The sequence below is a fragment of the Qipengyuania gaetbuli genome (genome assembly GCF_020524765.1).
GTDB classification, from domain to species: domain Bacteria; phylum Pseudomonadota; class Alphaproteobacteria; order Sphingomonadales; family Sphingomonadaceae; genus Qipengyuania; species Qipengyuania gaetbuli_A.
In genome coordinates this window covers 902,867-914,977 of the sequence record NZ_JAIVLR010000002.1, presented here as the reverse complement: position 1 = coordinate 914,977, position 12,111 = coordinate 902,867, and the positions used below count along the sequence as shown (strand labels likewise).

11 protein-coding genes are annotated in these 12,111 nt (G+C 63.1%); 10 read left to right on the top strand and 1 reads right to left on the bottom strand.

Features of this window, described 5'->3' with window-relative positions:
- The first annotated feature begins 6 nt into the window (after window positions 1-6).
- The 8 genes from trpE (at window position 7) to lexA (ending at window position 7,083) form a co-directional block, all read left to right on the top strand.
- Entirely contained in the window at window positions 7-1,521 is a 1,515-nt protein-coding gene (trpE, locus tag LC083_RS12960) for an anthranilate synthase component I (RefSeq protein ID WP_226700735.1), read from the top strand.
- Window positions 1,518-2,360, top strand: coding sequence for a phosphodiester glycosidase family protein (locus LC083_RS12955; protein ID WP_226700734.1), 843 nt, complete (start codon window positions 1,518-1,520; stop codon window positions 2,358-2,360). Before trpE ends, LC083_RS12955 begins: the two co-directional genes overlap by 4 nt.
- Window positions 2,353-3,315 carry a prolyl aminopeptidase gene (gene pip / locus LC083_RS12950; RefSeq protein WP_226700733.1) on the top strand — a complete coding sequence of 321 codons (963 nt, stop codon included), beginning with the start codon at window positions 2,353-2,355 and terminating at the stop codon, window positions 3,313-3,315. The genes LC083_RS12955 and pip overlap by 8 nt, the downstream gene beginning before the upstream one ends.
- Before the next feature lie 59 nt (window positions 3,316-3,374).
- A complete protein-coding gene (locus tag LC083_RS12945; RefSeq protein ID WP_226700732.1) occupies window positions 3,375-3,989 on the top strand; it encodes an anthranilate synthase component II in 615 nt (204 codons plus the stop codon).
- The gene (gene trpD / locus LC083_RS12940; protein WP_226700731.1) at window positions 3,986-4,978 is read left to right on the top strand and encodes an anthranilate phosphoribosyltransferase; all 993 of its coding nucleotides are present in this window, start codon (window positions 3,986-3,988) and stop codon (window positions 4,976-4,978) included. Before LC083_RS12945 ends, trpD begins: the two co-directional genes overlap by 4 nt.
- On the top strand, window positions 4,975-5,787 hold the full coding sequence (gene trpC, locus LC083_RS12935) for an indole-3-glycerol phosphate synthase TrpC (protein WP_226700730.1): 813 nt from the start codon (window positions 4,975-4,977) through the stop codon (window positions 5,785-5,787). The genes trpD and trpC overlap by 4 nt, the downstream gene beginning before the upstream one ends.
- Complete coding sequence (gene moaC / locus LC083_RS12930) at window positions 5,784-6,257, top strand: cyclic pyranopterin monophosphate synthase MoaC (RefSeq protein ID WP_226700729.1); 474 nt, start codon at window positions 5,784-5,786, stop codon at window positions 6,255-6,257. The genes trpC and moaC overlap by 4 nt, the downstream gene beginning before the upstream one ends.
- 124 nt (window positions 6,258-6,381) lie before the next feature.
- A complete protein-coding gene (gene lexA, locus LC083_RS12925) occupies window positions 6,382-7,083 on the top strand; it encodes a transcriptional repressor LexA (RefSeq protein ID WP_226700728.1) in 702 nt (233 codons plus the stop codon).
- Between the two features lie 10 nt (window positions 7,084-7,093).
- Here lexA and LC083_RS12920 read toward each other — a convergent pair whose 3' ends face one another.
- The gene (locus LC083_RS12920) at window positions 7,094-9,325 is read right to left on the bottom strand and encodes a ComEC/Rec2 family competence protein (RefSeq protein WP_226700727.1); all 2,232 of its coding nucleotides are present in this window, start codon (window positions 9,323-9,325) and stop codon (window positions 7,094-7,096) included.
- Between the two features lie 28 nt (window positions 9,326-9,353).
- Between LC083_RS12920 and gltX the strand changes: the two genes are divergently transcribed.
- Together gltX and LC083_RS12910 are read left to right on the top strand one after the other, a co-directional pair.
- Window positions 9,354-10,799 (top strand): glutamate--tRNA ligase, encoded by a 1,446-nt coding sequence (gene gltX, locus LC083_RS12915; protein ID WP_226700726.1) that lies wholly within the window; start codon window positions 9,354-9,356, stop codon window positions 10,797-10,799.
- A gap of 22 nt (window positions 10,800-10,821) precedes the next feature.
- Window positions 10,822-12,108 carry a citrate synthase gene (locus tag LC083_RS12910; protein WP_160607050.1) on the top strand — a complete coding sequence of 429 codons (1,287 nt, stop codon included), beginning with the start codon at window positions 10,822-10,824 and terminating at the stop codon, window positions 12,106-12,108.
- The last annotated feature ends 3 nt before the right edge of the window (window positions 12,109-12,111 follow it).

The window sequence follows — 12,111 nt, the reverse complement described above, 5'->3', positions numbered from 1 at the left end:
TTCGCCTTGGGACCATCGCTCGAAGGGTCCGACCGGGCACGTAGGGCTCTTGCAGCAGGGCAACCTGCCCTCGTCTGGCGCAAGATCGTCTCCGACACGGTAACCCCGGTCGGGGCCGGCCTGCGCCTGATCGAGGAAGGGCGCGGCGATTTCCTGCTGGAATCGGTTGAGGGAGGCGAGGTCCGGGGGCGTTACAGCCTCATCGGCCTCGACCCCGATCTCGTGTTCCGTGCAGACGGCAATACGGCGGCTATCAACCGCAGCTGGCAGTATTCCCGCGATGCGTTCGAAGGCTGCGAGGACGATACGCTCGCCGCCTTGCGCAACCTTCTGGCGGAATGCCGGATCGACGTGCCCGAAGAATTGCCGCCCGCACTGGCCTGCCTCGTGGGCTATTTCGGCTACGAGACCATCGGGCTGGTCGAGAAGCTTCCGGCTGCAGGCGAAAGCGCGATCGTTGTGCCGGACATGCTGTTCGTTCGTCCGACCCTGTTGCTCGTATTCGACAATCTGACGGAGCAGCTCTTCTGTATCGCGCCAATCTGGCCCTCCGACACCGGTGCCGATGACGCGCTGGCGGCAGCGGCGGATCGTATCGATAGTGCGCTTGCCCGCCTTTCGTCGGCGGTACCAGTCCAGATGGAAGCGCCCGGCGCGCTTTCATCCTGCGACCCGCAGCCCACCATGCCGCCCGAACAATTCGCAGGCATGGTTGATGCGGCGAAGGAGTACATTGCCGCGGGAGATATCTTCCAGGTCGTGCTCTCGCAGCGCTTCACGACTCCGTTCGAGCTGCCTCCGATCGCTCTCTACCGCGCCTTGCGGCGGGTGAACCCCTCGCCTTTCCTCTATTTCCTCGACCTTCCGGGTTTCGCAATTGTCGGATCGAGCCCCGAAATCCTCGTCCGCGTGCGTGACGAGCAGGTCACGATCCGCCCCATCGCAGGGACTCGTCCGCGCGGCGCGACACCTGCAGCAGATCGCGAGGCAGAGGCATCGCTGCTGGCCGACCCGAAAGAGCGGGCGGAACACCTCATGCTGCTCGACCTCGGGCGCAATGATGTGGGCCGTGTCGCGCAAAGCGGCAGTGTCGAGGTAACGGACAGCTTTACCGTCGAACACTACAGCCACGTCATGCATATCGTCAGCAACGTGGTCGGCAAGCTCGATTCGGAACGCGATGCGCTCGACGCGCTGTTCGCGGGATTTCCCGCCGGCACCGTCAGCGGCGCCCCCAAGATCAGGGCCTGCCAGATCATCGCAGAGCTCGAACCGGCCAAGCGCGGGCCCTATGCCGGCGGTGTCGGCTATTTTGCGCCCGATGGATCGCTCGATAGTTGTATCGTCTTGCGCACTGCCGTCCTAAAGGATGGCCTCATGCATGTGCAGGCAGGTGCGGGAATCGTCGCAGACAGCGATTCCGCCTACGAGCAACGCGAATGCGAGGCCAAGGCTGGCGCTCTGTTCGCGGCTGCCAAGGAAGCCGTCCGCATTGCCCAGGAACCCGGTTACGGACAATGAAGTACTTTTCGGTCGCAATTACCCTTCTTCTTCTGAGCGCATGCGAACCGCCGCAGGCGGGCGAGCCGGTCACGCGCACGCGCATCGACGGCCAGGCCGGGGCCACGCCGACGGCTGCAGCCAGCGATGCCCCTTCGGTGGCAAGCCAGGTGGAAAGCGCCTGCCGCTCGATCATCTTCGAGAATACCTCGCTGACCCACTGTCTTGCCGTGCCTTCCCGTCACCGGGTCGCCATGGTCCTCGGGCCGGACGGGCAAGGTCCGTTCCGCAGTCTCACCGCCTTCTCCGCGACCCGCGATCCTGCGACCGTGGCCTTCGCCATGAATGCCGGGATGTATGACGACGAAGGGCAGCCGATCGGCTATTTTGTCAGCGGTTCGGAGCGGCTGAAGACGCTGAACACCGCCGATGGTGAAGGCAACTTCCACATGAAGCCCAACGGCGTTTTCTTCGGCACGGGTGACAAGTGGGAAATCCGCACGACTGACGACTTCCTTGCCAACGTTGCCGATCGCCCTGAATTCGGCACCCAGTCGGGCCCGATGCTGGTCGTCGGCGGGAAGCTTCACCCCGAGATCACGCAGGACGGGCCTTCGCGCGCGATCCGGAACGGCGTCGGCGTGGATGATCGCGGCAGGGCGCATTTCGTCATCTCGAACGCGCCGATTTCGTTCGGCAAGCTAGCCCGCTTCTTCCGCGACGAATTGAGTGTGAAGAACGCGCTCTATCTCGACGGGAGCGTGTCGGGCCTGTGGAATCCCGCGACAGATCGCCTCGATACGGGCGCACCCATTGGTCCTATCGTGCTGGTGGAACGGAAGGTTGCAGACCATGAGTAACGAACGCCGCACCCTCTACCCCGAGATCGAACCCTACGAGACCGGGATGCTCGATGTCGGCGAAGGCCATTCGCTCTATTACGAACGGGTCGGAACGCGGGGTGCGAAGCCCGCCGTTTTCCTGCATGGCGGTCCGGGCGGCGGGATGAGCCCCGACCACCGTCGCCAATGGGATCCCGAGCTTTACGACGTGCTCCTCTTCGATCAGCGCGGCTGCGGCAAGTCGCTGCCCTTCGCCGAAATCGAGCACAACGACACCTGGCGCATCGTGGCCGATATCGAGCGACTGCGGGAAATGTGCGGCCACGACACATGGCAGGTCTTCGGTGGGAGCTGGGGCGCAACGCTCGCGCTCGCCTATGCCCAGACCCATCCCGAACGCACCAGCGAGATCGTCCTGCGCGGCGTCTTCCTCGCCCGCCAGAAGGAAAAGCACTGGCTCTACAGCTACGGCGCCAGCGAAATCATGGCCGAGCAGTGGGATGACTTCACCGGCCTCATCCCGGAGGCCGAGCGCGGCGACCTGGTGCAGGCCTATTACGACCGGCTGACCAGCGACGACGAGGCGACCCGCCTCGACGCAGCGCGGGAATGGTCGCTGTGGGAAGGCAATGTCGCAACCCTGTTGCCGGACGAAAAACTGCTCGACAGCTTTGCCGACCCGGCCAAGGCCGTGCCGTTCGCGCGCATCTGCGCCCGCTTCTTCCTCGAGGACTTCTTCCTCGAAGAGGCGCAGCTCATCAGGAACCTCGACCGGATCAAGTATATCCCCGGTATCATCGTGCAGGGCCGCCATGACATCTGCACCCCGCCGACCAGCGCGTGGGAGCTGAAGAAAGCCTGGCCCGAAGCCGAACTGTGGATCGTCCACGATGCCGGTCACAGCGCCGGCGAACCCGGCATCGTCGACGGTCTCGTTCGTGCGACAGACAAGCTCGCGGGCAAGCAGGCGTGACACAGCAAGTTGTTTTGCTTGCTTGAATTGAAGTCCCTGCCCCGCCATTGACGCCTGACATGACCGACAACCGGACCATCCTCGTCGTCGACAATTACGACAGCTTCACCTTCAACCTCGTCCATTACCTGATGGAGCTTGGGGCAAAGGTCGAAGTGGTGCGCAATGACGCTATCACCGCTGCCGAAGCCATCGAGCGCGATGCTGCCGGATACCTTATTTCGCCCGGCCCCTGCACGCCGTCGGAAGCTGGCATCAGCCTCGATCTGGTGCAGGCCTGTGCGGCAAGCGGCAAACCGCTGCTCGGCGTATGCCTCGGGCACCAGTCAATCGGCCAGCATTTCGGCGGCAAGGTCGTGCGCGGCGGGCTCATGCACGGCAAGACCAGCGCGGTGACGCACGACGGAAGCGGGCTGTTCAAGGGCCTGCCTTCGCCGTTTACTGCGACACGTTACCACTCTCTCGTCGTCGAGGAGATCCCGAACGTCCTCGTCGTGAACGCCGAAAGCGAGACGCCGGGTCTCGACGGCAGCAGCGTGATGGGTTTCCGACACCACGAACTGCCGATCCACGGGGTCCAGTTCCACCCGGAAAGCATCGCGACCGAACACGGGCACGCGTTGCTCGCCAATTTCCTAGAAATCTGCGGGATCGCCGCAAAGGTGCCGGCATGAAGCAATTGCCGACCGCAGACGTCCATCTGGACGCCGCCCAGGCGGAAGAAATCTTCGGCTGGATCCTCGACGGAGAGACGGGCGAGGATGAAATCGCCCGCTTCCTCGTCGACATGTCAGCGCGCAGCGAAACGTCCGAAGAAATCGCTGGAGCCGCTCGAGCGCTTCGTGCCCGGCTGATCCCGATCGACGCGCCCGAAGGAACGGTCGATTGCTGCGGTACCGGCGGAGACGGGCATCACACTCTGAACGTTTCGACCGCGGTGAGCCTGGTCGTTGCGGCAAGCGGGGTGCCTGTCGCCAAGCACGGCAACCGCGCCGCAAGCTCGAAATCCGGTGCAGCCGATACGCTCGAAGCGCTCGGGCTGGACATGGAGGCTGCGGGAAGAACCGCCGAGAAGACCCTGAATGAACTCGGAATTTGCTTCCTGTTCGCGAAGAACCATCACCCCGCAATGGGCCGAATCCAGCCCATCCGCCAGCGCCTCGGTGTACGGACCATCTTCAACCTCATGGGGCCGCTGTCGAATCCGGCGGGCGTCACCCGCCAACTGATCGGCATTGCACGGCCAGCCTATGTGCCCATCTATGCCAAGGCGAAGGCAATGCTCGGCACCGAACGCACTTTCATCGCCTCGGGCGACGAGGGTCTCGACGAACTGTCCCTTGCCGGCGGTAACGAGCTGGCGGACGTTCGCGGCAACGATTTCGAGATGCGACGCGTAACCGCGGTCCAGGCGAACCTGCCTTATGCGCCGGTGGAGGCGATCCGCGGCGGTGATCCGGCACACAACGCGAAGGCTCTGGAGGCCCTGCTGCTCGGCGCACCGGGGCCCTACCGCGATGCGGTCCTTTTCAATGCGGCCGCGACCTTCCTCGTGGCCGGGAAAAGCGACGACTGGACCGAAGCAGCCGAACTCGGGGCTGAAGCGATCGACAGCGGAAAAGCGCGCCAGCTGCTCCATGACTGGATCGGGATGGCGAAGTGAGCGGCACGAACAAACTCGACGAAATCTGCGCGACCAAGCGCGAGGAAGTAGCCCAGCGCAAGCGGTTGCATTCGCTCGATGTGCTGGATGCGATGGCAGCGGAGCAGAGCGCACCGCGAGGTTTCCATGCCGCTTTGCGCAAGGCGGAGGAAACGGGCTTCGGGCTGATTGCCGAAATCAAGAAGGCCTCTCCGTCCAAGGGACTGATCAGGGCCGATTTCGACCCTGCGGCCCATGCCCGCTCCTACCAGGCTGGCGGAGCGAGCTGCCTTTCGGTCCTGACCGACGCTCCATATTTCCAGGGCCACGAGGATTTCCTCGTCGCTGCACGTGCCGCTTGCGAGCTTCCCGTTCTGCGCAAGGATTTCATGGTCGATCCGTGGCAGGTGGCCGAAGCCCGCGCGATCGGCGCAGACGCCATTCTCATCATCGTCGCCGCTCTCGATGACAGCACGATGCACGAAATCGAAGACGCGGCGCTGGAGCGCGGCATGGACGTGCTGGTGGAGGTACACGACGAGGAGGAACTGGAGCGCTCCAAGGCGCTCAAATCACAGCTCGTCGGGATAAACAACCGGAACCTCAAGACCTTCGAGACCGATCTCGTCACGACCGAGCGACTTGCGCCGCTGGCAAAGGATGGTTCGCTGATCGTCGGGGAAAGCGGCATCTTCTCGCATGACGACTGCCTCCGCCTGTCCCGTTCGGGAGTGCGCAGCTTCCTCGTGGGCGAAAGCCTGATGCGGCAAGCGGATGTCGAGACGGCAACGAAGGCTCTGCTGCGCGGAACCGGCGCAGAGCCAGCGTGACGCCGTTGACGCATCTCGACGACAAGGGCGCTGCCCGCATGGTCGACATCTCCGCGAAGCCGACGACACGGCGCACGGCCACTGCAGAGGGCCGGATTACCATGAAACCGGAGGCGCTCGCCGCCATTGCGGACGGAAGCCTCGGCAAGGGAGATGCGCTCGCGACTGCAAGGATCGCCGGGATCATGGCGGCCAAGCGCACTGGCGAGCTCATCCCGCTCTGCCATCCGCTCGGACTCGAGACCGTCACGGTCGATTTCCACCTCGCCGATGACCATGTCGCGGTAACCGCCAAGGCGGGTCTCACCGGTAAGACCGGTGTGGAGATGGAAGCACTCACCGCCGCCAGCGTTGCCCTACTGACGCTCTACGACATGGCAAAAGCAGTCGACCGATCGATGGTCATCTCCGGTGTGCGCCTGGTCGAAAAGACCGGAGGCAAGTCCGGCGACTGGAAAGCCGAGGACTGAAACGGGAACGCCTGTTCCTCCATTTCGGCGCGAAAAACCGCAGACTTGCTTGACTCGCGAAAATTGGTTGCCTAATTGTTCCACATTCGTTCGCATGATGTGAACAGGAACGAGGGAGTGACCGATGCTGACCGCAAAGCAGCATGAATTGATCCGCTTCATCCAGCAGCGTCTCGGGGAAACCGGCATTTCGCCTTCTTTCGAAGAGATGAAGGAAGCGCTCGATTTGAAGAGCAAGTCTGGCGTCCACCGCCTGATTTCCGCGCTTGAAGAACGCGGCTTCATCCGCCGCCTGCCGAACCGCGCGAGGGCGCTCGAAGTGATCAAGCTTCCGGAAGATGCGGTCACTGCGCCTGCCGCCTCTAAGGCACCAGCCACGGCTGCGAACGCTGCAGTGGTTTCCGTGCACAAGGCAACACCCGTCGCTCCAGATCCGGCGAACGACGTCCTTCAGATCCCGCTCCATGGCCGTATTGCCGCAGGCGCACCGATCGAAGCCATCGAAGGCCAGTCGAGCATGCCGGTGCCGGCCGCCCTCCTCGGCCCAGGCGATCACTATGCGCTCGAAGTGTCTGGGGACTCGATGATCGAGGCTGGCATTTTCGACGGAGACTTCGCCCTTGTCCGCCGCACGGAAACGGCGCGGGATGGGGAAATCGTCGTTGCTCTCGTCGATAACGAGGAGGCAACGCTCAAGTACCTGCGGCGCGAAGGTGCCATGGTCCGGCTCGATCCGGCAAACGGCGCTTACGAACCTCAGGTCTACGAAGCCAACCGCGTGCAGGTTCAGGGAAAACTCGCAGGACTGCTGCGTCGTTACCACTGACAAGCAAGGTTCAAGGCAATGAGGGCGCCGGCGAAAGCTGGCGCCCTTCTTGTTTGGGGCTCTCGATCCCTGAACGCTGCCAGCCATGGCTTCCCTGGCCATCAGCCACGCCGGCTACACGCTCATCGTCGAGGTAGATCGCCGTGCCACCGTTGTCGCTCAGGTAACGACCGTCGACTTTGAGCCATCGGGGCTGGCAGCTGCGGGGTAACCACCGGTCTGCTATCACGATATCGCTCAGTTCGCATGCTGCGGCCAGTTGGCGCTCATCGATGCGCTGTCGGTTGAGCGCCACCAGGAGGACCCACTCACGCTCGCTACGGTTGACGACGAGGCTGCAGAAATCAGCGCTGCACCTCGCGTCCGGGTAGATTTGCACCGGAACCGGAGGGTTATCGCTGCCGGACAGCTCGATCAGGTTGGTTTGGGAATAGGAATGTGGAGAGCCGCGTAGCACGTGGAGCTGCCCGTTTCCGTCCACGATGCCGAAATCCGCGCCATCCCGCGTCACGAGGATGTCGGCTGCAGGCGTTACCGCTAGCGCAAACGCGCTCACGGCGGCCGGCAACAGACCCCACAGCCGCACCTTCCCCCGCCACAGGGCCAGCCACAAGGCACCGCCGACGAAGAGGGCGATCGTCCCCAAACCCATCTGCGGAACCAGCTTTACCGCTCCGGGCTGGGCAGAGGTGAAATGAGCGATCCACAACAAGAGATCGAGCGAGTTTCCTGCCAGCCACCATACCGGACCGCCCAGTCCCGCCAGATCGAGAAGCAGCGCCAGGGCAATGAGCGGCATCGACACGAAAGTGACCAGCGGGATGCCGACGACATTCGCAAAGGCACCGTAGAGCCCTGCCCGGTGAAAATGAAACAGCACGATGGGCGTAAGGGCTATTTCGATGACGACACCGGTGATGAACAGCATCGCCACCCGCCGTGCGTATTTCGACGCAAGCGCCTCTTCCCTCGGGCGGAGAAACTGCTGCACGGGGCCGGAGTTGTGCAGGGCAATGATCGCAAGCACCGCAGCAAAGCTCATCTGGAAGCTCGGGCCGATTACCGCTTCGGGCCAGAACAGCAGGACGCAGAACGCCGCAACCGCGACCATTCGCATTGACAGGGGCTCCCTCCCCAATGCCAGTGCCCCGAGAACCAGCACTGCGCCGATACAGCTCCTGACCGTGGGCACTTCAGCTCCCGTAAGCAGCGTATAGGCTATGCCTGCCCCCGCCCCGACCGTGGCGGCGCAAAGCGGCAAGCGCACACGCAAGGCGAGCCACGGCCACAAGGCGAGCAGCTTCAGCGCAAGGAAATAGGCCGCCGCAATCACGGCGCTCACGTGCAGCCCGCTGATGGACAGGAGGTGGGTCAGACCCGCATCGCGCATCGCTTCCTCGTCGGCCAAAGGGATTCCGCCCCTGTCACCGCTCGCGAAGGCCGCTGCGATGGAGCCTGCCGAACCGTCAACGCGGCTGCGGACATGCGCAGACAAACGCCTTTGCGCGCTTGCAAGCGTTCCTCCCTCTTTACTCGGGGCCTCCGTTAGGACCTCGATGTCTCCAGCAAGCGATCCGGTCGCAGCGTAACCCTTGAACCAAGCTGCCCGGGCAAAGTCATAGGCGCCGGGCAGGATGGGTGGCGATGGCGGCATAAGGCGCGCGGCGAGCCGCATCGTAGCGCCCTCTTTCAAGGCCTCATCATCCGACTTGATGGGCACGTTGATCCGAACCTTGATGGCGCGACCGGTCCCTTGTTCCCGTGTGGCGATGACAAGCCTCACCCGGTCTTCTGCAGGCTGCTCCTCACGCTCGAGGATCGTTCCGTCCAGCTTGGCAAAAACAGGTGCTGCAATCGGCTCGGTGCCGACCACTTCCGACCGGGCCCAGATAACACTTATTCCCAAGACGAATGAGACGGAGACGGCAACAAGAGCGGTCGAGATTGCCGGACGGCCGGTCATTCTCAGGCACGCCCATCCCAACCCTGCCAAAGCGCCAGCAAAGCCAAGGGCGACAAGCCAAGACGACATCGCGGGAAGTGCAAACCACCCACCGATTCCGCTGGCGAATGCCACCGTCAGCCATGGCATCCGGTCCTGTTTCGGACTGGCCAGAAACCGCTCCGCCTCGTCGGCCGTTCTGGACAAGAGAGAGCGTATGCGCCAAGGGCGCTGCACTGCAACATCGGCGCCACCCCCGGGTTCGCCAAACGGCACCAAAGGCGTCCCCTGCATCGCCATGCAAGTGTTTGAAAGGAAAGAAGAGCTAATGGCAAGCGAAACCGAAACGACCGCCGGCACTCAGCAGGTGGTGACCCGTTTCGCCCCCTCGCCCACCGGCTTTCTTCATATCGGCGGCGCCCGTACCGCGCTTTTCAACTGGCTCTACGCACGCCACCACGGCGGCAAGGTCCTGCTCCGCATCGAAGACACCGACCGCAAGCGGAGCACGCAGGAAGCCATCGACAAAATACTGGAAGGTCTCGACTGGCTCGGTCTCGATTTCGACGAGCCGCCGCTGTTCCAGTCCGACCGTGCAACGCGACATGCGGAAGTCGCCATGCAGCTTCTCGAAGCGGGCCACGCCTACAAGTGTTACGCCACGCCCGAAGAACTGGAGCAGATGCGCGCCCAGCAGCGCGCCAACAAGCAACCCATGCGTTACGACCGTCGCTGGCGTGACCGTGACGCGTCCGAAGCGCCCGCGGGCGCGCCTTTCGTGATCCGCCTTAAGGTCCCCACCAACGGCGAAACCACGATCTACGACGCCGTGCAGGGCAAGGTAACGGTCCAGAACGCCGAGATCGACGACTATATCCTCCTGCGCGCAGACGGCACTCCGACCTATATGCTCGCGGTCGTCGTCGACGATCACGACATGGGCGTGACGCATATCATCCGCGGCGATGACCACCTGAACAACGCTTTCCGCCAGCTGCCGATCATCCGCGCGATGAACGCCATCGAAGGCGGTTGGCCGGATCCCGTCTATGCACACGTTCCGCTGATCCACGGCTCGGACGGGGCGAAAATGTCCAAGCGCCACGGTGCCATCGGCGTCGAGGCCTATCGCGACGACGAAGGTGTCCTGCCGGAAGCGCTGTTCAATTACCTGCTGCGCCTTGGCTGGGGCCACGGCGACCGCGAGGAGATCACCCGCGACGAGGCAGTCGAGCTGTTCGACCTCGACGGCGTCGGCAAGAGCGCGTCCCGCTTCGACATCAAGAAACTGCTCAATCTCAATGCGCATTACATCCGCGAAGCCGATGATGCGCGGCTGGCGGCGCTGGTCGCCGAAGCCATAGGAAATAAGGCTGATGTCGCCCTGCTGACACAGGCAATGCCAGTCCTGAAACCTCGTGCAAAGACCACGCACGAACTCGTTGAAGGTGCAGCATTTCTCTTCGCCAAGAGGCCGCTTGAAATGACCGAAAAGGCTGCTGCCCTGCTCGACGATGAATCGCGCGAGCGGCTTGCCGGCCTCTCTGAGCGCCTAAAGGCGGAAAATAACTGGACAATCGAGGCTCTCGAAGCCACTACGAAATCGTATGCCGAGGAGCTCGAACTGGGTCTCGGCAAGCTCGCGCAGCCCATGCGTGCGGCACTGACGGGGACAACCACGTCACCCGGAATTTTCGATGTTCTGGTCCTGTTGGGCAAGGAGGAGTCTCTCGCGCGGATCGACGCGCAGGCCTCCCCGGCAGGTGCCAGGTAAAAGACTGACTGAGGAGACACGCGTGGCCGACAAACAGGCAACACTCGATCTGGGCGGACAGAGCCAGACCTTCCCCGTGCTTGAGGGCAGCGTCGGGCCGGACGTCATCGACATCCGCAAGCTTTACGGAACGACCGGCAAGTTCACTTACGATCCCGGTTACAAGTCGACGGCCAGCTGCGAAAGCGCCCTCACCTACATCGACGGCGAGGAAGGCGTTCTCCTTCACCGCGGCTATCCGATCGGCCAGCTGGCCGAACATTCCAGCTTCATGGAAGTGGCCTACCTGCTCCTGAACGGCGAACTGCCGAACCAGGAAGAACTCGCCGACTTCGACTACACGATCACGCGCCACACCATGGTCCACGACCAGTTGCGTCAATTCTACCAGGGTTTCCGCCGCGATGCGCACCCCATGGCGATCATGTGCGGCGTCGTCGGTGCCCTGTCGGCGTTCTATCACGACAGCACCGACATTTCCGATCCCGAGCACCGCAAGATCAGCTCGCACCGCCTGATCGCCAAGATGCCGACCATCGCGGCGATGGCGTACAAGTACTCGATCGGCCAGCCGTTCCTGCAGCCGAAGAACTCGCTGAGCTACACCGGCAACTTCCTGCGTATGACCTTCGGTGTTCCGGCCGAGGAATACGAGATCCATCCGGCCGTCGAACGCGCCATGGACCGGATCTTCATCCTGCACGCCGACCACGAACAGAACGCCTCGACCTCGACCGTGCGCCTCGCAGGTTCGTCGGGTGCCAATCCGTTCGCCTGCATCGCGGCCGGTATCGCCTGCCTCTGGGGCCCCGCGCATGGCGGCGCCAACGAAGCAGCGCTCAACATGCTGCAGGAAATCGGCACGCCCGATCGCATCAAGCACTATATCGAGCGTGCGAAGGACAAGAACGATCCGTTCCGCCTGATGGGCTTCGGCCACCGCGTCTACAAGAACTACGACCCGCGCGCGACGGTCATGCAGAAGACCGTGCGCGAGGTGTTCGAGGCGCTCAACGTCAAGGACCCGGTGTTCGAGACCGCCCTCCAGTTGGAAGAAATCGCTCTCAACGACGATTACTTCCGCGAGAAGAAGCTCTTCCCCAATGTGGACTTCTACTCGGGCATCATCCTCTCGGCGATCGGCTTCCCGACCACCATGTTCACCGCGCTCTTCGCGCTTGCCCGCACCGTGGGCTGGGTGGCGCAGTGGAACGAGATGATCTCCGATCCCGGCCAGGTCATCGGCCGCCCGCGCCAGCTCTACACTGGTCCAACGGAGCGGGATTACATCCCGATGGACAAGCGCTGAGCG

Coding starts and splice junctions, on each gene's coding strand:
- gltX (WP_226700726.1), top strand. CDS start 9,354: ATGGCAAGCGAAACCGAAACGACCGCCGGCACTCAGCAGGTGGTGACC.
- LC083_RS12955 (WP_226700734.1), top strand. CDS start 1,518: ATGAAGTACTTTTCGGTCGCAATTACCCTTCTTCTTCTGAGCGCATGC.
- LC083_RS12920 (WP_226700727.1), bottom strand. CDS start 9,325: ATGGCGATGCAGGGGACGCCTTTGGTGCCGTTTGGCGAACCCGGGGGT.
- pip (WP_226700733.1), top strand. CDS start 2,353: ATGAGTAACGAACGCCGCACCCTCTACCCCGAGATCGAACCCTACGAG.
- lexA (WP_226700728.1), top strand. CDS start 6,382: ATGCTGACCGCAAAGCAGCATGAATTGATCCGCTTCATCCAGCAGCGT.
- trpD (WP_226700731.1), top strand. CDS start 3,986: ATGAAGCAATTGCCGACCGCAGACGTCCATCTGGACGCCGCCCAGGCG.
- LC083_RS12945 (WP_226700732.1), top strand. CDS start 3,375: ATGACCGACAACCGGACCATCCTCGTCGTCGACAATTACGACAGCTTC.